Origin of the sequence: Streptomyces sp. AB3(2024) (assembly GCF_041862025.1) — a bacterium.
Taxonomy (GTDB): Bacteria; Actinomycetota; Actinomycetes; order Streptomycetales; family Streptomycetaceae; genus Streptomyces.
Genome location: NZ_JBGWAB010000007.1, coordinates 1 through 21,491, shown reverse-complemented (window position 1 = coordinate 21,491; position 21,491 = coordinate 1). Strand labels below are relative to the sequence as shown.

General features: G+C 71.3%; 22 protein-coding genes, 2 rRNA genes and 1 pseudogene. 12 read left to right on the top strand and 13 right to left on the bottom strand.

Going from position 1 to position 21,491, the window contains the following annotated elements:
• Positions 1–14 precede the first annotated feature (14 nt).
• Positions 15–791, top strand: coding sequence for a phosphate ABC transporter ATP-binding protein PstB (gene pstB / locus ACEPPI_RS04730; protein ID WP_373913961.1), 777 nt, complete (start codon positions 15–17; stop codon positions 789–791).
• Between the two features lie 143 nt (positions 792–934).
• Here pstB and ACEPPI_RS04725 read toward each other — a convergent pair whose 3' ends face one another.
• Both ACEPPI_RS04725 and ACEPPI_RS04720 read right to left on the bottom strand, forming a co-directional pair.
• Positions 935–1,933, bottom strand: coding sequence for an anion permease (locus tag ACEPPI_RS04725; protein ID WP_373913960.1), 999 nt, complete (start codon positions 1,931–1,933; stop codon positions 935–937).
• 5 nt (positions 1,934–1,938) lie between these two features.
• On the bottom strand, positions 1,939–2,559 hold the full coding sequence (locus tag ACEPPI_RS04720) for a DUF47 domain-containing protein (RefSeq protein ID WP_030240555.1): 621 nt from the start codon (positions 2,557–2,559) through the stop codon (positions 1,939–1,941).
• Between the two features lie 197 nt (positions 2,560–2,756).
• Between ACEPPI_RS04720 and ACEPPI_RS04715 the strand changes: the two genes are divergently transcribed.
• Positions 2,757–3,116 carry a metal-sensitive transcriptional regulator gene (locus tag ACEPPI_RS04715; RefSeq protein ID WP_373913959.1) on the top strand — a complete coding sequence of 120 codons (360 nt, stop codon included), beginning with the start codon at positions 2,757–2,759 and terminating at the stop codon, positions 3,114–3,116.
• 138 nt (positions 3,117–3,254) lie between these two features.
• Here the strand turns inward: ACEPPI_RS04715 and ACEPPI_RS04710 are convergent, their stop codons facing one another.
• Both ACEPPI_RS04710 and ACEPPI_RS04705 read right to left on the bottom strand, forming a co-directional pair.
• Positions 3,255–3,407, bottom strand: a complete 153-nt coding sequence (locus ACEPPI_RS04710) for a hypothetical protein (protein WP_167456795.1) — start codon at positions 3,405–3,407, stop codon at positions 3,255–3,257.
• Positions 3,408–3,554: 147 nt separating this feature from the next.
• Positions 3,555–4,415, bottom strand: a complete 861-nt coding sequence (locus ACEPPI_RS04705; protein ID WP_373913958.1) for a hypothetical protein — start codon at positions 4,413–4,415, stop codon at positions 3,555–3,557.
• A gap of 207 nt (positions 4,416–4,622) precedes the next feature.
• Between ACEPPI_RS04705 and ACEPPI_RS04700 the strand changes: the two genes are divergently transcribed.
• Both ACEPPI_RS04700 and ACEPPI_RS04695 read left to right on the top strand, forming a co-directional pair.
• Positions 4,623–4,775, top strand: coding sequence for a hypothetical protein (locus ACEPPI_RS04700; RefSeq protein ID WP_373913957.1), 153 nt, complete (start codon positions 4,623–4,625; stop codon positions 4,773–4,775).
• A gap of 123 nt (positions 4,776–4,898) precedes the next feature.
• Positions 4,899–5,150, top strand: coding sequence for a hypothetical protein (locus ACEPPI_RS04695; protein WP_356220377.1), 252 nt, complete (start codon positions 4,899–4,901; stop codon positions 5,148–5,150).
• A 137-nt stretch (positions 5,151–5,287) separates the two neighbouring features.
• On the opposite strand, the gene ACEPPI_RS04690 is transcribed toward ACEPPI_RS04695, so the two are convergent.
• The 5 genes from ACEPPI_RS04690 to ACEPPI_RS04670 all read right to left on the bottom strand — a co-directional run bounded on the left by ACEPPI_RS04690 (position 5,288) and on the right by ACEPPI_RS04670 (position 10,464).
• The gene (locus tag ACEPPI_RS04690) at positions 5,288–5,986 is read right to left on the bottom strand and encodes a phosphatase PAP2 family protein (RefSeq protein WP_373913956.1); all 699 of its coding nucleotides are present in this window, start codon (positions 5,984–5,986) and stop codon (positions 5,288–5,290) included.
• 201 nt (positions 5,987–6,187) lie between these two features.
• Positions 6,188–7,195: an NlpC/P60 family protein gene (locus ACEPPI_RS04685; RefSeq protein WP_373914047.1), complete on the bottom strand. Its 1,008-nt coding sequence runs from the start codon at positions 7,193–7,195 to the stop codon at positions 6,188–6,190.
• A gap of 76 nt (positions 7,196–7,271) precedes the next feature.
• Positions 7,272–8,960: a serine/threonine-protein kinase gene (locus tag ACEPPI_RS04680; protein WP_373913955.1), complete on the bottom strand. Its 1,689-nt coding sequence runs from the start codon at positions 8,958–8,960 to the stop codon at positions 7,272–7,274.
• Positions 8,961–9,009: 49 nt separating this feature from the next.
• Positions 9,010–9,804, bottom strand: a complete 795-nt coding sequence (locus tag ACEPPI_RS04675; protein WP_373913954.1) for a thioesterase family protein — start codon at positions 9,802–9,804, stop codon at positions 9,010–9,012.
• A 51-nt stretch (positions 9,805–9,855) separates the two neighbouring features.
• A complete protein-coding gene (locus tag ACEPPI_RS04670) occupies positions 9,856–10,464 on the bottom strand; it encodes a LysE family translocator (RefSeq protein ID WP_373913953.1) in 609 nt (202 codons plus the stop codon).
• A gap of 72 nt (positions 10,465–10,536) precedes the next feature.
• Between ACEPPI_RS04670 and ACEPPI_RS04665 the strand changes: the two genes are divergently transcribed.
• Positions 10,537–11,367 carry a pentapeptide repeat-containing protein gene (locus tag ACEPPI_RS04665; RefSeq protein WP_373913952.1) on the top strand — a complete coding sequence of 277 codons (831 nt, stop codon included), beginning with the start codon at positions 10,537–10,539 and terminating at the stop codon, positions 11,365–11,367.
• Positions 11,368–11,564: 197 nt separating this feature from the next.
• Here ACEPPI_RS04665 and ACEPPI_RS04660 read toward each other — a convergent pair whose 3' ends face one another.
• The gene (locus ACEPPI_RS04660) at positions 11,565–12,122 is read right to left on the bottom strand and encodes a hypothetical protein (RefSeq protein WP_373913951.1); all 558 of its coding nucleotides are present in this window, start codon (positions 12,120–12,122) and stop codon (positions 11,565–11,567) included.
• A 377-nt stretch (positions 12,123–12,499) separates the two neighbouring features.
• On the opposite strand from ACEPPI_RS04660, the gene ACEPPI_RS04655 reads away from it, so the two are divergent.
• From ACEPPI_RS04655 to ACEPPI_RS04630, 6 genes are all read left to right on the top strand, one after another.
• Positions 12,500–12,808 carry a hypothetical protein gene (locus ACEPPI_RS04655; protein ID WP_008742356.1) on the top strand — a complete coding sequence of 103 codons (309 nt, stop codon included), beginning with the start codon at positions 12,500–12,502 and terminating at the stop codon, positions 12,806–12,808.
• A 102-nt stretch (positions 12,809–12,910) separates the two neighbouring features.
• Positions 12,911–13,735 carry a hypothetical protein gene (locus ACEPPI_RS04650; RefSeq protein ID WP_373913950.1) on the top strand — a complete coding sequence of 275 codons (825 nt, stop codon included), beginning with the start codon at positions 12,911–12,913 and terminating at the stop codon, positions 13,733–13,735.
• On the top strand, positions 13,725–15,044 hold the full coding sequence (locus tag ACEPPI_RS04645) for a hypothetical protein (RefSeq protein ID WP_373913949.1): 1,320 nt from the start codon (positions 13,725–13,727) through the stop codon (positions 15,042–15,044). The genes ACEPPI_RS04650 and ACEPPI_RS04645 overlap by 11 nt, the downstream gene beginning before the upstream one ends.
• The gene (locus tag ACEPPI_RS04640) at positions 15,041–16,603 is read left to right on the top strand and encodes an SCO6880 family protein (RefSeq protein ID WP_373913948.1); all 1,563 of its coding nucleotides are present in this window, start codon (positions 15,041–15,043) and stop codon (positions 16,601–16,603) included. The genes ACEPPI_RS04645 and ACEPPI_RS04640 overlap by 4 nt, the downstream gene beginning before the upstream one ends.
• A 20-nt stretch (positions 16,604–16,623) precedes the next feature.
• Entirely contained in the window at positions 16,624–18,042 is a 1,419-nt protein-coding gene (locus ACEPPI_RS04635; protein ID WP_373913947.1) for an ATP-binding protein, read from the top strand.
• 2 nt (positions 18,043–18,044) lie between these two features.
• Positions 18,045–19,694 carry a type VI secretion protein gene (locus ACEPPI_RS04630; RefSeq protein WP_373913946.1) on the top strand — a complete coding sequence of 550 codons (1,650 nt, stop codon included), beginning with the start codon at positions 18,045–18,047 and terminating at the stop codon, positions 19,692–19,694.
• Positions 19,695–19,701: 7 nt separating this feature from the next.
• On the opposite strand, the gene ACEPPI_RS04625 is transcribed toward ACEPPI_RS04630, so the two are convergent.
• The gene (locus ACEPPI_RS04625) at positions 19,702–20,259 is read right to left on the bottom strand and encodes a GNAT family N-acetyltransferase (RefSeq protein ID WP_373913945.1); all 558 of its coding nucleotides are present in this window, start codon (positions 20,257–20,259) and stop codon (positions 19,702–19,704) included.
• Between the two features lie 49 nt (positions 20,260–20,308).
• On the opposite strand from ACEPPI_RS04625, the pseudogene ACEPPI_RS04620 reads away from it, so the two are divergent.
• Positions 20,309–21,147, top strand: a pseudogene (locus ACEPPI_RS04620) (DUF3626 domain-containing protein).
• 73 nt (positions 21,148–21,220) lie between these two features.
• Here the strand turns inward: ACEPPI_RS04620 and rrf are convergent.
• Positions 21,221–21,338, bottom strand: a 5S ribosomal RNA gene (gene rrf, locus ACEPPI_RS04615).
• Between the two features lie 74 nt (positions 21,339–21,412).
• Positions 21,413–21,491 (bottom strand): 23S ribosomal RNA (locus ACEPPI_RS04610); the annotation flags it as partial.

The window sequence follows — 21,491 nt, the reverse complement described above, 5'->3', positions numbered from 1 at the left end:
CGAAGTGACCCCTCATGGCGAAGCGAATCGACGTCAGCGGACTGTCCGCCTTCTACGGCACCCACAAGGCCATCGATGACATCTCGATGACCGTGGAGCCGCGCTCCGTGACCGCCTTCATCGGCCCCTCCGGCTGCGGCAAGTCCACCTTCCTGCGCACCCTGAACCGCATGCACGAGGTCACCCCCGGCGGCCGCGTCGAGGGCAAGGTGCTGCTGGACGACGAGAACCTCTACGGCACCGGCGTGGACCCCGTCGCGGTCCGCCGCACGGTCGGCATGGTCTTCCAGCGCCCGAACCCGTTCCCCACCATGTCGATCTTCGACAACGTGGCGGCGGGCCTGCGCCTGAACGGCCGCTACAAGAAGGCCGAGCTGACCGACATCGTGGAGAAGTCCCTCCAGGGCGCCAACCTCTGGAACGAGGTCAAGGACCGCCTGAACAAGCCGGGCTCCGGCCTCTCCGGCGGCCAGCAGCAGCGCCTGTGCATCGCCCGCGCCATCGCGGTCGAGCCCCAGGTCCTGCTGATGGACGAGCCCTGCTCGGCCCTGGACCCGATCTCCACCCTCGCCATCGAGGACCTGATCGGCGAGCTGAAGGAGCGCTTCACGATCGTCATCGTGACGCACAACATGCAGCAGGCCGCCCGCGTCTCGGACCGCACCGCCTTCTTCAACCTGGCCGCCGTCGGCCAGCCGGGCAAGCTGATCGAGATCGACGACACGGACCGGATCTTCTCCAACCCGTCCGTCCAGGCGACCGAGGACTACATCTCCGGCCGCTTCGGCTAGACCGGACCAGACCTCATGCGGCTCCGCCGCGTGACCCGTACGTCCTGCGGTGCTGCATGGCGGTGCCACCGCAAGGCGAAAGAAAAGGGCCGGCTCCCCCTGGGTGGGGGGAGCCGGCCCGCTTTCGTACCCGCGTGCCACGACTACAGCAGGGCGAGGTCCACGATCCAGAAGCTGAGCGCCGCCACCAGGGCGGCGGCCGGCATGGTGATGAACCAGCCCAGGATGATGTTCTTGGCCACGCCCCAGCGGACCGCGTTGACGCGCTTGGTCGCACCCACGCCCATGATCGCCGAGGTGATCACGTGGGTCGTGGAGATCGGCGCGTGGAAGAGGAAGGCCGAGCCGAACATGATCGAGGCACCGGTGGTCTCCGCCGCGAAGCCCTGTGGCGGGTCCAGCTCGATGATCTTGCGGCCGAGGGTGCGCATGATGCGCCAGCCGCCCGCGTAGGTGCCCAGCGACAGCATCACGGCACAGACGATCTTGACCCAGATCGGGATCGGCGCGCCCGCGCTCTGCACGTCGGCGATGACCAGGGCCATCACCACGATGCCCATCGTCTTCTGGGCGTCCTGGAGGCCGTGGCCCAGCGCCATGCCGGCCGCCGACACCGTCTGCGCTATGCGGAAGCCGCGCTTGGCCTTGTGCGGGTTGGCCCGGCGGAACATCCACAGGATGGTGACCATGACCAGGTAACCGACGACGAGGCCGACCACCGGCGAGACGAACATCGGGATGACGACCTTGTCGATCACCCCGGACCAGATCACCTGGGTCCCGCCGGCCAGGGCCGCGCCCACCATCCCGCCGAACAGCGCGTGCGAGGAGGACGAGGGCAGGCCGAAGTACCAGGTGATGAGGTTCCAGACGATCGCGCCGACCAGCGCGGAGAAGAGGATCCACATGCCCCGGTTGCCGTGGGGCGTCTCGATCAGGCCCTCACTGACCGTCTTGGCCACGCCACTGCCCAGGAAGGCACCGGCGAGGTTCATCACCGCGGCCATCGCCAGCGCCGCGCGCGGCGTCAGGGCCCGCGTCGAGACGGAGGTGGCGATCGCGTTCGCCGAGTCGTGGAAGCCGTTCGTATAGGTAAAGCCGAGCGCGACACCGATGGTCACGATCAGAGCAAAGGTGTCCACGTGGTTCAGGACTCCTTGACCGCGATGGTCTCCACCGTGTTCGCGACGTGCTCGAACGCGTCGGCGGCCTCTTCCAGCACATCGACGATCTGCTTCAGCTTCAGCACCTCGATGGCGTCGTACTTGCCGTTGAAGAGCTGGGCGAGCAGCTTGCGGTGGATCTGGTCCGCCTGGTTCTCCAGCCGGTTGACCTCGATCCAGTACTCGGTGAGGTTGTCCATGGTCCGCAGGTGCGGCATGGCCTCGGCGGTCAGCTCGGCCGCCCGCGCCAGCACCTCGATCTGCTGCTCGACGCCCTTGGGGAGCTCCTCCACGTTGTAGAGGACGACCAGGTCGACGGCCTCCTCCATGAAGTCCATGATGTCGTCGAGGCTCGACGCGAGATTGTAGATGTCCTCACGGTCGAACGGCGTGATGAAGGAGGAGTTCAGCTGGTGGAAGATCGCGTGCGTCGCGTCGTCCCCCGCGTGCTCCGCCGCCCGCATCCGCTCCGCGATCTCGGCCCGGGCGGAGGGATCCGCTCCGAGCAGTTCCATCAGGAGCTTGGAGCCCGTGACGATGTTGTCCGCGGATGCGGCGAACATGTCGTAGAAGCTCGTCTCCCTGGGGGTCAGACGAAATCGCACGTGAGGTCCTCGGGGTGCATTGGATTCGGTCAGGCTGATGCTAGGCGCATCCCCCGGCCACGGCTAACCCGGCGCGGTTCCCCAGTGTCCTCCATCGGGCACAGTGGGCGAGACGGACCCCTGTCCCCCGGACCGGGGCGAAGTACCCTATACCCATGAGGGGTATGCATCCCTCATTCCGGACCACGGGAGGACCCATGACGACCATCGAGGCGGAGGGCTCCGGAGCCGAGACGGGCACCGCCCCCGGCACCCTGCCCCACGAGGGCGGAGCCGTCCACGGCTACCACCACCAGAAGGACGAGCACCTCAAGCGGCTGCGCCGCATCGAGGGCCAGATCCGCGGCCTCCAGCGGCTCGTCGACGAGGACGTCTACTGCATCGACATACTCACGCAGGTCTCGGCGAGCACGAAGGCCCTCCAGTCCTTCGCCCTCCAGCTGCTGGAGGAGCACCTGCGCCACTGCGTCGCGGACGCGGCCGTCAAGGGCGGCACCGAGATCGACGCGAAGGTGGAAGAGGCCACGAAGGCCATCGCCCGCCTCCTGCGCACCTGACCCCGGCGGCGGCGCCGCACCCGCGGCTCCGCCGGGCCCCGGAAACCGGGCCGGGAACCCGAGACGGGGACTGGGGGGACTGGGGAGTGGGGGGACTGGGGACTAAGGGGACTTGAGACTGGGGACGGGTCGTGGGGACTAGAGACAGATGCCCATCAGGACCTCGTCGATCCGGTCCTGACTCAGTCGTTCCTCCACGGCCGTCGAGGCCGCGATGATCAGCTCACCGCACAGCTCGATCTCGGCGAGTGCCACGTGGTCCTGCACCGTCGTACCGCCCGCGGGAGTCACGCGTGTCACCTCTCTCTGCCGCCCTCGCCCGTCGGCGCTCGGCTTCCCAGCGTAGGGACCGCACGTCGTGCCGCACATGACACGGATGGACCATTTCCGGATAGCGGGGTCATGGCCCGGACGCACCGTCCGGGCCCGCCGGACCGGCTAGTCGGCGATCTTCCCGTCATAAATGTCCCCGCTTGCGGGCAATACGACGGTCACCGGCGTACCGAACCCGTACAGCAGCGTGGTCGAGGAGACATCGATCACGCCATTCTTGACGTACGTGAAACGGTGCCTGACCTGCCGCAGGCGCCCCTCCTCGTCCAGGTAGGCGTCGAAGGGCACGCTGTCCTTGCTGAACCCTTTCGCCGCCGCCTCCAGGGCTCCCTTGACCCCCGGCGAGGCGCTCTGCGCCGCCCGCCCGATGTCCGTCGTACCCCGGTAGTGCCGCACCTTGGTGCCCGACACCTCGGTGAGGCCGACGTACGTCACCTCCCGCGCGCCGCGCAGCAGCTCGGCGGCGGCCAGCGGATCGGTGGCCCCGCCCGTGACGAGGTTCCCGTCGGAGAGCGCGGCCGTGTCGAGCCGGACCCACTTGTCGTCGGGCACCCCGGCGCCCCGGTTCTTCATGTAGAGCGCGCCGGGGACGAGCAGCTCGGTGATGGGCCGGTGCTCGGGCTTGCCGGTCACGTCGGCGGGGAGCATCACCAGCAGCTGCCCCATCCGCTTCCTGAAGTCGACGCCGCCCTCGCCTCGGATGGTGACCCGGGTGCCGCCGGTGGCCATCTCCATCGCCGTACGGGCCCGGGCACTGCCGGTGGCCACTAGCGCGTCGGCGGCCCCGCGGACGGCCGCCCCGGGATCCCCCGGCGGCCGGTCGTCGCCGGCCGCGGCCGTGGTTCCGGTTCCCGTACCGCTCGCGGCCCCGCATCCGCCGAGGGCGGCGACGGTCGCGGCCACACAGACCGCGAGCACCGCCCCACCCGCACGCCTTCGCCGCCACCTGTGCTGGTGCACCACCATCGCCTGCCAACCCCCAACGCGTGACCGCTGTTTGCCCGAGGCCCCCACCCGCTCCGGTTAACGAGGTCCGGGGTTTCCCGTCACGGCCGGGGAACGGCCGAGACCCGTACCGGGCGCGGTCCGACCGGGTACCGTGGGGACGTGGATCCGCACACCCAGGCGACTCCGGTCCCTCCGTTTACCGCTGTGCCAGCTCCGCGTCACCCCGTGGACTCCGCGCAGCCGACGCCCGGCCACATCACCGGCACCGCTGAACGCGGCTCCTTCTGTCTGGCCGTCTGCAGCTGCGGCTGGACCGGCCCGGCCCGCCGCTCCCGCGACCTGGCCCGCAGGGACGCCGCCCGGCACAGCGCGGACTAGACCCGGGCGGGGTGGGGCGGGCGCGGGGCGGTCGCCCTGCCTCCGGGTGTGTCACGTCCGGGTGTGTCGCCCGTTCGGACGGCCCGGGTGGCCGGGTGGCCCGGGACCGGCTGCCCTGGAGTCATGCCAGGAACCGCACCCCGCCTCGCGGCCCTCCTCTGGGCCCTGCTGATCGCGCTCACCCCGGCCGCGGCGGCCTGGGCCCGCCCCGTGGGCACGGCGGACGGCCCGGGCGACGTGGCACTGGCGATCGGGGTCACCACCGCCGCGGCCGTGGCCACCGGGCTGTGGCTGCGGTCCCGCTACCGCCGTGACGACCCGGAGGATTCCGGCGCGGGCCGCGGGAACGGGGGCGCCGGGGACGGCGACCGGTGAGTCCCCGTCCCCGCCTCCGCCCGGCCGCGGTGCGGCTGTGCTTCGGGGCGGCGGTGCTGTGCCTGCTGGCGGCGGTCCTGCTCGCGCTGTGGAACGCGTACGGGGGCTGACCGCGCCCGCTTCCCGCTCTTCCTCCCTTACGCGGCGAGGTCGCTCTCGGCCGGCCGCTGCGCGAGGTCCACCGGCCGGGCCACGACCCGTTCCCCGGCCCTGACGAGCCGCCCCGCCCGCGGCGCGCGCGCGAGCGCCCGTACCAGCGGGGTCAGCGCGGCCATGGCGAGGGGCGCGAGGAGCAGCACGACGGCGGTGCCGAGCGCGAACCCGCCGATGACGTCGGTCGGGTAGTGCACGCCGAGGTAGACCCGGCACAGTCCTTCGGCGAGCGCGAGCCCGATCCCGACGAGCCCGAGCCGACGGTTCGCCAGGAACACCCCGACGCCGAGGGCCATCATCAGGGTGGCGTGGTCACTGACGAAGGAGTACCCGGCTCCCGGCCCGCCGGCCATCCCACCGAGCACCTCCAGCCCCTCGTGCTGGACGAAGGGCCGCGGGCGCGCCACGAACCCGCGCAGCGGAACGTTCACGAGCAGGGCGATGGCGGCGGCGAGCGGTGCCCACACGAGCGCGGCGAAGGAATCGGCGGCCGTCGTCTCGTCCTGCCGCCGGGCTCCGCGCCAACACCACAGCACCAGCAGGACCATGGCCAGCGGCAGCCCGTACCCGCCGACGAGCGCGACGCCCCGGTCGAACCAGCCCGGGGCGTGCCGGGCCAGGGCGTTGATCTCGTACAGCAGGCTGACATCCACATTCGGCCCACCTGTTGTGAGTCCAGCCATGCGACGCGGCCCCTTGCTTGCCTAGGTCCCCTGTGGGCGCACGCCGGTGTGCGCCCCTCCAAACCCCCCGCCGATCAAGTCTCGTGTTCATGGAACGCCCGTTCTGGCAGGCACGTTCCGCTCTCCACCGAATGATCACTCCAACGTTATCCAAGAGTGATTCGTCGTCGCAGCTCAAGGCCTGCGGTTCACGGAGTGTCGCTAGGCCGCCGGAGTGGCGGCCGCCCTCTCCGGAAGGGCCGCGGCCCCGTCCTTGGTCACCCGCGTGGCACCGAAGTAGTCGGGAGTGTCGATCTTGTCGAAGCGGATGACCGCGCCGGTGTACGGGGCGTTGATCATGTACCCGCCGCCCACGTACATGCCGACGTGCCGGATCTCCCGGGAGTTCGTCAGATCGTCGGAGAAGAACACGAGATCACCGGGCAGCAGTTCGGCCCGCGAGGGGTGCGAACCGGCGTTGTACTGGTCGTTGGCCACGCGCGGCAGCTCGATCCCCACGGTCTCGTACGCCGCCTTGGTCAACCCGGAACAGTCGAACCGCCCGTTCTGATCGGGCGTCCCGTTGCCACCCCACAGATAGGGCGTCCCGAGCTGCTTCTGCGCGAAGTAGATGGCCCCGGCAGCCTGCTGCGAGGGCGCGACCCGGCCGACGGGCCGGGCGAAGCTCTTCGCCAGATCGGTGATCGACTTCACGTACCCCTCGGTCTCCTTGTACGGGGGCACCCCGCCGTACTTGATGACCGCGTACGCGCCCGCGTTGTAGGCGGCGAACATGTTGGACGTGGCGTCACCGGGAACCGCGGCAACGTCCTTGGCCAGTTGACAGTCGTACGAGGCCGCCGACGGGATCGCGTCATTGGGATCCCAGATGTCCCGGTCGCCGTCGCCGTCACCGTCGATACCGTGGCCGGCCCAGGTTCCGGGGATGAACTGCGCGATTCCCCGCGCGTCGGCCGGGCTGACAGCCCTCGGGTCCCACCCGCTCTCGGAGTACAACTGCGCGGCGAGCAGCGCGGGCGTGAGCGCCGGGCACAGGGCGCCCCACTTCTGCACCAGGTCCTGGTACTTCGCGGGCACGGCACCCTTCGCCAGCCCCAGCGGCCGGCCGCCGCCCGCCGCCCCTGAAAGTCCCGCCGCGGCCGAGTACGTACCCACCACGATGATCACGAGGAAGCCCAGGCAGAGCCCGAACCCGATTCCGCCAGCCATCCAGAATCTGCGCATCCGTCAACACTCCCCCATCCCCGTCACTTTCATGGGTGATTCGCTCGTGTCGCCGATCCGACTACCCCACTCGGAAGCCCGAGCAGTTGATGCTCGTGTACTTCGTCGGGTCATCCTCGACGTGATAGAAGACCAGCGTCCAGTCCCCTGGGTCGTTGGCGAGGGGCACGCCGGGGTACGTCCTGCCCCCCACGTGCTCCGCGAAATCCTCCGGGTACCTGAGGGTCAGGAACTCCCCCGAAGGCCACTTCCCGTAGATGTCGACCGGCTTGCTCGTGAAACCGACGCTCTTGTTGTCCACCTTGAAGGGCATGCCCGTCTCCGGGTCCGTGTCGTGCGGGGAGCGGACGGCCACGGACACGTAGTACGGCTCGGGCCTGGTCTGGCTCATGTCTCCGTACTTGATCCGCATGTCGATCGCCACGGACTTCCCGGAAACCGCGGTACTCGTCTGCATGTCCGCGCCGGGCGCCTTCTGCTCCGCGGGCTGGTTGCACTGCCCCTGCCCGTGGGCGGCCATGTCGGGGTCGGTCGAAGGCTTCCAGAAGTAGTGCGAGATCTGGTTGCCCTCGATGTACTGGGCCGGGGGCTTGACGCTTCCCTTGGACGCGGCGGGCGTGGCCGCGCCGCTGCCCGCGGAGGCCGCCGGACTCTGTGGCGCGGACGTGGACGCACCTGCCGCTCCCCCGCTCCGGGCCCCGCCCTCCCTGCCCCCGGTCCCGTCGAGCGGGAGCAGCTTCCAGGCCGCCAGGGAAAGCGCGACGAGCACGGCCGTGCCTCCGGCCGCCCGCAGCCCGACACGTCGGCCGGCCTTGCGGGCCGGCACCACCGGCCCGACCGACTGCGTGGGAACGTAGGGGTACCCGGGCCCCTGCGTCCGCATCTCGTGCAGCGGCACGGGCTCGCCGAGCGCCCCCAGCGCCACGTACACCGGGTCGTCCACCAGGGCGTCCCGCACGTCACAGCGCCGGATCAGCTCCGCCGGATCCGGGCGCGCGGCGGGATCCTTCGCCACACAGGCCTCGATCAGCGCAGCCAGTCCCGGCTCCACACCGGCCACGTCGACCGGCTCGTGCACCGCGCGGTAGCCCACGGTCGACGCCACGCCGGTGCCGAACGGCGGGCGCCCGGTGGCCGCGTACGCCAGCGTCGCGCCCAGGGCGAAGACGTCAGCCGCCGCTCCCGTCTCTCCGCCCAACAGCACCTCCGGAGCCGTGTACCCGGGGGTCCCCGGTGCCTGGCCGTCCTGGGTGAGGGCGGTCGCGCCGACCCCGCGCGCGATGCCGAAATCGATGAGCTGGGGTCCCTGCACCCCCAGGATGACGTTCTGCGGCTTGAGGTCCCGGTGCGTGACCCCGTACGCGTGCACGCTCGCCAGGCCCTCGGCCAGTGCCGCGCCCAGGCGTCGGCAGGTCTGCGGGGGCAACGCACCCCGTGCGCCGATCGCGTTGCCGAGCGTCGGGCCCGCCACGTACTCGGTGGCCAGCCAGAACGGCGGCGCCGCCAGCGAGGCGTCGATCAGGTTCGCCGTGTACGCGGACCGCACCGCGCGGACCGTCTCCGCCTCCCGGCGGAACCGGGCGAGCGCCTCGGGGTGCCCGGTGATCTCGTCACGGATAACCTTGACGGCCACCAGCCGCCCGCCGGGCGACCGCCCGAGGTACACCTGCCCCATCCCGCCCGCCCCGAGGCGGGCCAGCAGCGCGTGCGCGCCGATGTACGCGGGGTCGGTCTCTCTGAGCGCCTCCATCCGGCCGAGCCTGTCATACCGACTCCCCCCGCGCGCAAGCGGGTTGGCCTCAGCGCGCCGCCACGAACAGGCTCTGCGCGCCCCGCCCGATCGGCCCCTTCTCGTCGTGCAGCCGGGCGTCGGCCAGGCCGATGCCGGCCGCGTCCACGCTCGTCCGGGACTCCACGCAGACCCACTCCCCCACCGGGTGCCGGTGCACGTGCACGGTGAGGTCGCCGTTGACGAACACGAACCGGCCGAAGTCCATGACCGCGCTGATGCCGTTGCCCGAGTCGGCGGCCACCAGCACCCGGTCCAGCGGCCGGATCGGCTCCCCCGCCACCAGCGGCACCCGCATCCGCATCCAGCAGGTCCCCGGCCCCGGCTCGGTGAAGGCCCCGTCGGTGAACCGGGCCTCCACCGAGGAGTGGTAGCCCTTCTCCCACGGCACCGGGAAGAACGGCGAGGCCACCGCCTCCCCCGGAGTCGGCACCACCGCCCCCGGGACCACCGCGGGCACCGGCTCCCCGGCCACCCTGATCCGCAGCGCCCGCGCCAGCATCACCGGCCCGGAACCGCCCTCGGGCGTCAGGGCCGCCTCGGCCAGCTCGGTGTTGCGGCCCGCCCGCAGCACGCTCGTGGTGATCTCCAGCCCGCCGATCGGCACCGGCCGCAGGATCTCGTACGTGACGCGCGCGATCCGCATGTCCTCCCGTGCGCCCGACCGCTCGTCGATCTCCCGCGCCAGCAGCGCGGCCGGCGGCCCGGCGTGCTGCGAACCAGCGTCCCACGGCCCGCGCGTGGCCTCGCCCGCCACGAACCGCCCCGCGCCGATCCGCTCGTAGAACCCGTCCTCAGCGTCCATGCCGCTGCACGCTACCCACAGGTAACCCCGGGGCACCAGCCCCGCGCCCGCTCAGCGCGCGAAGCCCAGCCCCACCCCCAGCCCCACCAGCACCGACCCGATCGCCCGGTTCAGCGTCTTCTGTGCCTTCAGCATCCGGTCGCGCAGCCGCGAGTCCGAGAAGAACAGCGCCACCGCCCCGAACCACACCAGGTGCGCGGCCGACATGAACAGCCCGTACCCCACCTGCTGCCACGCCGACGTCCCCGGATCGACGACCTGCGTGAAGGTCGACACCACGAACAGCGTCGTCTTCGGATTCAGCACGTTCGTCAGGAACCCGGACCGCAGCGCACCCAGCGGGCTCAGCCCCGGCTTCGACTCCAGGTCCACCGTCAGCCCGTCCCGCGCCCGGAAGGTACGGATCCCGATCCACACCAGGTACGCGGCACCCGCCAGCTTGATCGCCGTGAACAGGGCGGTCGACGAGGCGATCAGCAGACCGACCCCCAGCATCGTGTACGAGACGTGCACCAGCACGCCGGCCGCGACCCCGGCCGCCGCCAACAGCCCGGTGGGCCGGCCGTAGAGGTAGCTGTTCCTGACCACCATGGCGAAGTCCGCCCCCGGACTGATCACCGCGAGCAGGGTGATGACTGCAACTGCGATCACTTCTGTCATGTACAGATGCTCACCGCCCCCGCCCCGCGGATCAAGGCACCCCGGCCCCGCCCCTGCGGTGACAATGGAGGGGTGTCCGCCACCCCCCGCCCCGCGCACCCCCCGCTCCCCGCCCTGCAGGCCGACTGCGGCAACTGCTTCGCGCTGTGCTGCGTCGCCCTGCCCTTCGCCAAATCCAACGACTTCGCCGTGAACAAGTCCGCCGGGACCCCCTGCGAGAACCTCCGGCAGGACTTCCGCTGCGACATCCACACCCGGCTGCGCGACCAGGGCTTCCAGGGATGCACCGTCTTCGACTGCTTCGGGGCGGGACAGCAGATCTCCCAGGTCACCTTCGGCGGCCGCGACTGGCGCGCGCACCCCGGGACCCGGGCCGAGATGTTCGAAGCCTTCCCCGTCATGCGTCAGCTGCACGAGCTGCTCTTCTACGTCGCCGAAGCGCTCACCCTCCCCGCCGCGGCCCCCGTCCACCCGGACCTGCGCACGGCCCTGGCCCGGACCGAGGCCCTCACCCGCGCCGACGCCGAGGAACTGACCGGCCTCGACGTGGGAACCCTGCGCCAGGACATCAACCCCCTCCTCCTCAAGGCGAGCGAGCTGGTGCGCGCCAAGGCCCCGGGCCCCCGCAAGAACCACCGCGGCGCCGACCTGATGGGCGCCCGCCTCGCGGGAGCCGACCTGCGCGGCGCCAACCTGCGCGGCGCCTACCTGATCGCCGCCGACCTCGGCCGCGCAGACCTGCGCACCGCCGACCTGATCGGCGCCGACTTCCGCGACACGAACCTCCGCGGAGCCGACCTGCGCGACGCCCTCTTCCTGACCCAGGCCCAGCTGAACGCCGCCCGGGGCGACGCCGCCACCCGCATCCCCCCGTCCCTCACCCGCCCGTCCCACTGGCAGTAGGCCGGGCGACCCGGCGCAGCGCCCGACGCCCGGCGCCCGCCGTGCGCGCGTGCGCCCCTCGCGCTCCCACCCGCCCTTGCCCCCGTACGGTGAGCGACCCAACCGGAAGCAGATGCTCCACTACGGGGCCGCCCCGCCGAACGGCGCCGTGCCCGGCCCCGATTCCGGTCACGGCGCCGCCCCCGGAACGGCCGGCGTCAGTAGGGCCGGATCACGGCCGTCCAGCCCAGCGTGCAGACCAACGCCGTCGTGCACGAGTTCTCGTAGATGTCCCCACCCGTGGTGAGCACCTTCACGTACACCCGCGGACCGCCCACCCGCACCGACACCCCGCACGCGTCGCGCGGGAAGCCCGGCGTCCTGGCCCGCGTCAGGTCCTGCCAGTAGTAGGGGGCCGTCGGCGTGGCCCTCGCCCCGACGTACGCCCTCCCCCGGCTCAGCACGGCACTGAACTCCGAGGTCCCCGGCCCCGAAGCGGTGTCGACGTCCGCACACGGCCCGTGCGGCCCGGCCGGACCCCGGTCACCCTTCGGACCCCGGTCGCCCTTCGGCCCCTTGGGCCCGCGCGGCCCGGTACACCCCCCGCCCCGCAAGGCCCGGTCGTCGTCCTTCCCGCACCCGTGCCCGTACCCGTACTCCGGCCCGGCCTCCGCGGCCACCGCCTGCACCGGTACGGTCACCAGCCCGCACAGCAACGCCACGGCCACCCCGGCGGCCAGCCGAGCCCTGCGGCCCGGCTCCATCGCGGAACCCATCAGGCTCCTCCTCACATCGTCACGTCGTCACGGCCAACGACCGCGAGCCTCCCCCCAACCCGCCGCAAAGATGGAAAGACTGACGGAATGTCGGACAAATATCAGCGGGACGGCCCAACGACACGCACCCCACTGCGCCGAACGGCCGCCCCTCACCCGGCCCCGCGCACGCCGGGCCGACAATCATTGCCCGGGGTCACCCACCGTGATACACAGAGTGACCAGGTCAGGGCGCGCGGGAGGGGCGCACGCCGAGAGATCGGGTAAAGAGAGCCGCCAAGTCGACGACGGCGGCGGTTTCATCAGCGAAGATAGTGCGTGACCCCTGCCGTCGGGCACGGGCTACCGGAACTACCCATACAGGGGCGGTGAGTTACATGATCCTGGCAGCCGAAAAGGGCGACATCACCACCATCATCGGCGGAATCGCCCCGAACTGGGGGCCGTTCGGCAGTCTCGGCAACGAAGCGAAGGTCATGATCGAGGTGGTCATGGCCGTAGCGATCCTCCTCTGCCTCGGCATCGCCATCTGGGGCGCGGCCAAGCAGCGCATCGGCGCTACCGCACTGCGCGACACCTTCAGCGCGGAACAGGGCAAGGGCCTGATCGTGGCCGGCCTCACGGGAGTCTTCATCATCGGCTCCCTCGGCACCCTCTTCACGATCGTCTACGGAATGGCCGTCTAGCCGAACCGGCGCGGCCGGCCGCACCCTGATGACGAATCACCACACCGCGCCTGAGCGGGAACCAGCGCTACCGTCGAACGACGCGGAGGGGGCGGACACGCAATGAGCAACGACGACCATTACGGCGGCGGCGACGTCGGCGGCACGGGCCAGACCCGCACCCGCCTCCCCGACTCCCCCTCCGACCCCTACGGCACCCCCCGCCGCACCCCCCGCGCCTCCCGCGGCCTGGTGACGGTGGTCGGCGTCGTGGTCCTGCTCGTCGCCGCCATCGCGTTCGCGAACCAGTCCTCGGACTCCCCGGGCGGCAACACCTCCTCGGACAAACCCCCGACCACCACGTCCACGGCCCCGACGGGCACCGCCCCGGTCACCACCAAAACGGCCGGCATCCCCAAGGGCTTCGCCCACGACGAACAGGGCGCACAGTCGGCGGCGGCGAACTACGCCACCGTGATGGGCTCCGACGGCATGTTCAAAAAAGACACCCGGCACGCGATCACGGACTCCGTGTACACGCCCGAGGCGGCAAACCGGCTCAAGGGGCCCCAGGACTCCGCGTACTCGACGGCGTTCCTCTCCAAGCTCGGGCTCGACGCCAACGGCAACCCGCCTCAGGGGAACACCTTCATCAGCCGCACCGTGCCCGTCGGCACCCGCGTGGACAGCTACTCGGCGACCACGGCGAAGGTCTCGGTCTGGGCGACGGGCCTGATCGGCATGTCCGGCGAGAAGTCCACCGACCCGGTCCGCACCACCTGGAAGACCTGGACCTTCGAGCTCGTCTGGTCCGGCGAGGACTGGAAGGTCACGACCGACAGCCAGCAGGACGGCCCGGCGCCGGTCCCCGGTGACGTCGCCGCCGCGACCGCCGACGACATCAGCAAGGCCACCAAGGAGTTCGGAGGGTTCACCTATGCCCGCTAGCCTCCGGCTCCGGACGGCCGGAGTCATCGCGTCCGCCCACCTGGCCGTCGTAGCGCTGGCCACCCGTTCCTATGCCGCGCCCACTCCGCCGGTTTCTCCGTCGCCCAGCCCCTCGGCGACAACGCGGGCCAACGAGGACTGCAAGCTCCTCATCGGGTCGGCCAAGGACTACTGCGAGAAGGGCGACGGTGCCTCGGGCGGCTCCAAGCCCGGACTCACCAACGACCCCACCGACGCCCTCAACCCCCTCGCCTCCCTCGCCAAGGGCTGCGCCGACGCCGCCGCCTGGATCGTCAACAAGCTCAGCGAAGCCGTCAAGGGCACCGCCAACGTCGACTTCACCAACCCCGCCTTCCTCAAGCAGTACGCCGTCGTCTTCGCCGCCTCCACCATCCTCACCCTCGTCCTCTGGCTCCTCGCCGTGGCCAAGCGCGCCGTCCGCGGCGTCCCCCTCACCACCGCCCTCTCCGAAGCCATCGGCTTCCTCTGGCTCACGGTCCTCGCCTCCGCCTTCACCCCCCTGATCCTCTACACCGTCGTCTCCGCCACCGACGGCGTCACCGAGGTCATCGCCTCCGCCACCGGCAGCCAGACCGACGTCTTCTTCGGCTCCTTCTCCGAAGCCCTCAAGAAGGGCAGCGACATCGGCGGCGGCCCGATCATGCTGGTCGTCGTCGCCCTCGTCACCGTCCTCGCCGCCGGCGTCCTCTGGCTGGAGCTCGTCATCCGCGCCGCCCTGCTCTACGTCGGCGCCCTCCTCGGCACCGTCGTCTACGCCGGACTCGTCGACCGCAACATGTGGGGCCACGTCCGCCGCTGGGCCGGCATCATGATCGCCGTCATCCTCGTGAAGCCGGTCATCGTCATCGTCCTCGGCCTCGCCGGAGCCCTCGCCGGCGAGAAGGGCCCCGACGCCTTCTCTGCCGTCGTCTCCGGCCTCGCCATCATCCTCCTGGCGATCTTCGCCTCCGCGATGATCTACCGCTTCGTCCCCGGCTTCGGCGACGAGATCGCCTCCGCCCGCAGCAACCGCTCCAAGGCCACCGACGGCGCCCAGGCCGCCGCCGTCATCAGCTCCCCGGCCTCCCTCGTCTCCCAGGGCATCAAGACCCACAGCAGCCGCGGCGGCGGCACCCACCGCGCCTCCGGCGGCTCCACCGGAGGCGACGCCAACCAGATCTCCGGAGGCATGGCCGCCCACAGCAGCCGCGGCTCCGGCAGCGGGTCCGGCGGCGGAACCGTCCCCTCCGCCGCGCCCCCGCCCCGCACTGGCTCCAGTACGAGGAACACAGGAGGTGACGGGCGTTGACGACCCAGTCCCACCAGCTCCACCCGATCGCGCCCCGCCGCACGTATCTCATCGGCCGCGCCAGGCCGAACGCGATCGTCGGCAAGAACCGCGAAACCGGCGAGATCGCCCTGATCATCGTCGGCGCGTTCTTCGGCATGATGAGCGGACTGCTCGTCCCCGACCTCACCCTGCGCATCGTGAGCCTCGCCGGCTTCCCCATGCTCGCCCTCGCCGCCGTGTACGTCCCCTACAAGGGCCGCACCTTCTACCGGTGGTTCGAGATCAGCCGCAGTTACAAGCGCACCCTGCGCCGCGGCACCACCTACCGCTCGGCCGCCATGGAATCCGGCACCCGCGCCGCCGACGGCCGTGAGGTCGAGGTCGGCCCGCCCCCCGGCATCGGCCGCATCAACTGGCTCGCCGCCCCCTTCGGCCCCGACGAGATCGCCGTACTCCTCCACGCCGACCGCCGCACCGTCACCGCCGCCATCGAAATCGAGGGCCCCGGAGTCGGCCTGCGCGACAGCGAGGACCAGGAAGCCCTCGTCGACCGCTTCGGCACCCTCCTCAAGCACGTCGCCAACGGCGACGGCTTCGTCACCCGCCTCCAGATGCTCGCCCGCACCCTCCCCGCCGACCCCGACGCCCACGCCAAGGACGTCGCCCAGCGCGGAGACACCCAGGCCCCCGGCTGGGTGCGCGACTCCTACGACCAGCTCCAGTCGATGGTCTCCACCTCCTCCGAGCAGCACCGCGCCTACCTCGTCGCCTGCATGCACTTCACCCGCGACCTGGCCGCCGAAGCCGTCGCCATCGCCCGCGCCTCGACCCCCCACAAGGGCCGCAAGCTCGACCGCGACGCCGGCCTCGCCATCGTCATGGCCCGCGAACTCACCGACATCTGCGCCCGCCTCGCCGAGGCCGACATCCGCGTCCGCCAACCCCTCGGCCAGGGCCGCCTCTCCTCCCTCGTGCACTCCATGTACGACCCGGACCACCCCATCGACCACATCCAGGCCATGACCAAGCGCAACGCCTGGCCCGCCGAACTCGACGCCGTCGAACCGACCTACCTCCAGGCCAAGACCCGCGAGTCCTCCACCCGCGCCCCCTGGTGCCACGCCACCGCATGGGTCAAGGAATGGCCCATGACCCCGGTCGGCGTGAACTTCCTCGCCCCCCTCCTCGTCCACACCCCCGACGTCATCCGCACGGTCGCCGTCACCATGGACCTGGAACCCACCGAAGTCGCCATCGAGCGGATGCTCACCGAGAAGACCAACGACGAGGCCGACGCGAGCCGCGCCGCCAAGATGAACCGCACCGTCGACCCCCGCGACATCGCCGCCCACGGCCGGCTCGACCAGAGGGGTGAAGATCTGGCCAGCGGCGCTGCCGGAGTCAACCTCGTCGGGTACATCACGGTGTCCTCGCGTTCACCCGAAGCCCTCGCCCGCGACAAGCGCACCATCCGCGCCTCCGCCGGCAAGTCCTACCTGAAGCTCGAATGGTGCGACCGCGAGCACCACCGCGCCTTCGTCAACACCTTGCCGTTCGCCACCGGCATCCGACGCTAGCTGGAGGGAACGGCCGCCCCATGCGAGATCCCATGTCCGCCCTGACGGACGCCTTCACCAGCTTCCTCTTCGGCAAGGTCGAAACCACCCGCCTGCCCGTCCGCACCTCCACCGGCCAGGCGCAGGCCGTCTACCTGCCCACCGCAGCCCCCGGCCTCGGCGACTCCGGCGTCATCATCGGCCGCGAGGTATACAGCGGCAAGGGCTACATCTACGACCCCTTCCAGCTCTACGGCCAGCAACTCCCGGCCCCCCACTGGCTGGTCCTCGGCGAATCCGGCAACGGCAAGTCGGCGCTCGAAAAGACCTACGTCCTGCGCCAGCTCCGCTTCCGCGACCGCCAGGTCGTCGTCCTCGACGCACAGGGCGAGGACGGCGTCGGCGAGTGGAACCTGATCGCCCAGCAGCTGGGGATAACCCCCATCCGCCTGGACCCCATCGCCGCCAACGACGACGGGATCCGCCTCAACCCCCTCGACCCGGCGATCACGACGACCGGCCAGCTCGCGCTGCTCCGGACCATCATCGAAGTCGCCATGGGCCACGGCCTCGACGAACGCTCCGGCTTCGCCCTCAAGGTCGCCCACGCCTACGTCGTGGACACCATCCGGGACCGCCAGCCCGTCCTGACCGACATCGTGGAACAACTGCGCCACCCCGAAGCCGAATCCGCCCTCGCCATGAACGTCGACATAGACGACGTCCGGGCCTGGGGCCTCGACGTCGCCCTCGTCATCGACCGCCTCGTCGACGGCGACCTGCGCGGCATGTTCGACGGCCCCACCACCGTCGGCATCGACCTCGACGCGCCCCTGATCGTCTTCGACCTCTCCCACATCGACCGCAACTCCATCGCCATGCCCATCCTCATGGCGATCGTCGGCGTGTGGCTGGAACACACCTGGATCCGCCCGGACCGGAAAAAACGGATCTTCCTGGTCGAAGAGGCCTGGCACATCATCAACAGCCCCTTCGTCGCCCAGCTGTTCCAGCGCCTCCTCAAGTTCGGCCGCCGCCTCGGCCTGTCCTTCGTAGCGGTCGTCCACCACCTCTCGGACGTCGTCGACGGCGCGGCCGCCCGCGAAGCTGCGGCCATCCTCAAGATGGCCTCGACCAGAACGATCTACGCCCAGAAGGCCGACGAGGCCCGCGCCACCGGCCGGGTCCTCGGCCTCCCCCGGTGGGCGGTGGAGATCATCCCCACCCTCACCCCCGGCATCGCCGTCTGGGACGTCAACGGCAACGTCCAGGTCGTCAAACACCTGATCACCGAAACCGAACGCCCCCTCGTCTACACCGACCGCGCGATGACCGAGTCCTCCACCCCCCAGCAGCTCCCCGAAGACCTGCTGGCCGCCGAACTCGAAGCGGAGGAACGCGCCCTGCACATCGAGCGCCAGCGGGGCGCCGGCCCCGGCTCGGCCGCCACGGTGGCCTGACCATGCCCGACGTCAGACGTACGGAGCCCCCGGCGCGAGCCGGCGGCATCCCCGACGGAGTCCTGGTCGGCCTCCTGGCCTTCCTCCTCGGCCTCGCCGTCCTGGTCTGGTCGGCCACCGGCCTGGCCGCCCTCTTCTCGAAGGGCGCCTGGCCGGCCACGGTCACCTTCACCCGCACCCCGGGGGCCGTCCGCGCCCTGATAGCGCAACCCCACGACATCGCGGCGGCCTGGCCCGACACCGCCCCGGCGGCGCTGTCCGGGTGGGGCCTGTTCTGGGGCCTGTTCATCAGCCAGCTGCTCGTGATGCTGGTCCTCACGATCTTCACCATGGGCGTGGTGGCCCGCACCAAGGCCCGCCGCCACACCCCGGCCCCCACCACCACGGCACCCCCGCAGCCCGACCTCAAGGCCCACGCCCAGGCCCACGCCCAGACCCAGACCCAGGCTCCGGTCCCAGCTCCGGCCCCGGGCCACGCCCAAGCCCCGACCCACACCCAGGCCCAGGCCCAGGCTCCCGCGTCGGCGCCGGCCCCGGCCCCGATCGCGGCTCCGGATCCGATCCCGGCCCACGAGCCCGTACCCACCCCCGTACCCGAGGCCGCCGTCCCGCAGGCCACGTCCCGCCCGGCCCCCGTCGACGAGGCCTACCGCTACGGCTTCGGCTACGCCCCGAGGCCCCCGGCACCACCCCCGGCCGGCCACCTCACCTCACCCATCACACCCATCACGCCCAGCACCCCCGCCCGCCTCACCTACGCCACCCCCGCGGAACGCCACCGCCTCGCCGCGCAGGCCATCGCCTCCGCCGAAGGCGCCGTCCTCGTCGTCACCTCGTCCCCCGCCCTGTGGTCGGACACCAAGGACGCCCGGGCGAAACTCGGACCGGTCCTGCTCTACGACCCCTCACACCTGTGCGACACCCCGGCCCGCATGCACTGGAACCCCGCCGAGGGCTGCGCCGACCGCGACACCGCCGCCGCGCGAGCGATCGCCCTGCTGGCCCCCGTACGCCCCCAGGCCCGCCTGGACGCGGTCGTCGCCGACACCGCCGAGACCCTCCTGCGCAGCTGGCTCCAGGCCGCCGCCCTGGACGAGCGCCCCTTCAAGCAGCTGCACCGCTGGGCCCAGGGCAACTCCGCCCAGGACCCCGTCCGCATCCTGCGCACCCACCTCCAGGCCGCCCCCGGCGCGGCCGGCGAACTCGAGAGCGCCCTCACCGGGCACCCCGAACGCCGCGAACAGGCCCAGTACCTCACCGCCCGGGCCCTGTCCTGCCTGACCTCGATCCACATCCGCGAGGCCTGCACCCCGAACCGCACGGATGCCCTCACCCTCGCATCGTTCCTCGCCGAAGGGGGCAGCCTGTACGTGGTGGGCGAACCCCTCGAAGACCCCCGGACCCGCCCGGGTGCGATGCCGCTGCTGACCGCACTCGCCTCCAGCGTGGTCGAGCACGGCCGGCGCGTGGCCGTACGGTCATCCGCCGGTCGGCTCGACCCACCACTGACCCTGGTCCTGGAGGACGTCGCGGCCGTGGCGCCCGTACCCCAGCTCCCGGAACTGCTGACGGACGAGAGGCTCCCGCTCCTCGCCCTGTGCCGCAGCCGCGAACAGGCACGGGCCCACTGGCCCCAGGCCGACCTCCCCTGAACCGCCGCTACGCCGGCCGCACGACCCCGTACTCCAGTTCCCGCGCCCCGGAGTCCCCGGGCACCGGCACGGTCCGCCCGCTCGCCTCGAACCCGTAGCGCCGGTAGAAGGCCCCGGCCCGCGCGTTCTCCTCGTGCACGAAGAGCCGTACGCGGGCCAGCTCGGGCCCCTCCAACGACCAGGCCCACTCCAGCGCGGCCGTGAACAGGGCCTCGGTCAGCCCGGTCCCGCGCTGCTCCTCCCGTACGAAGACCCCCACCAGATGCCCCTGGGAGGCCTCGACGGGGTTCCCGAAGTAGTCGGCCGTCCCGCCCTCCTCGACCAGCACGGTCACGGAGCCGTCCCATCGCCCGTCGGCCGCCTCGGCGACGAACTGCCGGGCCGACCGCCCGCTCGCCGCCTCCGCGACCCGCCCCTGCCAGAACTCGTCGGGCCGGGCCCGCGCGGCCTCCAGCGTGTCCAGGAAGGCCACCGGAGCCACCGGATCCCGCAACGCGGCGATCCTCAGCTCCTTGGCCTTCTCCCACTCATCGGCCTGCACCGTACGTATCACATGCTGCTTCATGGCCGGATCCTAACCACCCACCCCCACCGCTGTGTTGCAGACTGCACGCATGCACCAGCCGCACCCCGATCCCCACACCCGCGCGATCGCGCACGTCACCGCGCTCGCCTCGGGCCCCGCCCTGGACCCGACGCTCCCGGTCACCCTGAACTTCCACCCGGACGTTCCCTGAACGACCGTCCGGTGCTCAAGGCCCTGGCCGAAGACGGCGTGTACCGCTCCCAGTTCGTCACGGGCACCAGCAACGGCGGACTCACGGCCCACCCCGGCGGAGCCCGCTGGCAGTGGGAGAGCCGGATATTCGGCGGCGCCTACGACACCGCGCCGGCCGAAGCCCGCCCGGTGTACGGCGCCCTCAACTTCCGCCACTCCGCGGTCGGCGCCGCCCCCCGCTTCGGCTCGGCCCACTTCCGTCTGGCCCCGGAAACCCTCCCCCGGACCACCTTCTGCTACTCGGACAGCCATCTGGAGCCGGAGTCCTTCGGGGTCGCCACCCGCATGTCCCTGATCGCCCTGGCCGAAGCCGACGACCAGGACGCCCTGGACGACTACATCGAAGCCCAGGTGCACACCCCGGTCCGGCTGGACCGCGACGTCTCCGCCCTCGTACTGGACCCCAGTTACCGCGACACCGCGGTCGAGGCGGCAGCGGCGACCCTCCCCTGCCCCACGGAATGGCATCCGGGCTTCCGCCTGACCGTCACGGAACTGCGGCGGCACCCCGAATACGGCGGCCAGGAATTCGTCGACCTCGGCGAATCCATCGCGCCGGCCGGCGTCCTGACCCCCCGCATCCTCGGCGAGGCGGCCCGTACCGGCGACCACGACGAGCAGGCCCTGAAGCGCGTCTGGCACTACCTGGCCCGCTTCGGCCTCTGCCGAAACTGAAAATGAAACCGAATCGGCCCGTAAACGCAGAAAAGCCCCGCACCATAAGGTGCGGGGCTTTCCCACAATGATTGTTCGGCGGCGTCCTACTCTCCCACAGGGTCCCCCCTGCAGTACCATCGGCGCTGAAAGGCTTAGCTTCCGGGTTCGGAATGTAAACCGGGCGTTTCCCTAACGCTATGACCACCGAAACACTATGAAGTTAACCAACCGGGCATGGACACGGTTCGTTACTTCAGAACTAACACAGTGGACGCGAGCAACTGAGGACAAGCCCTCGGCCTATTAGTACCAGTCAGCTCCACCCGTTACCGGGCTTCCACATCTGGCCTATCAACCCAGTC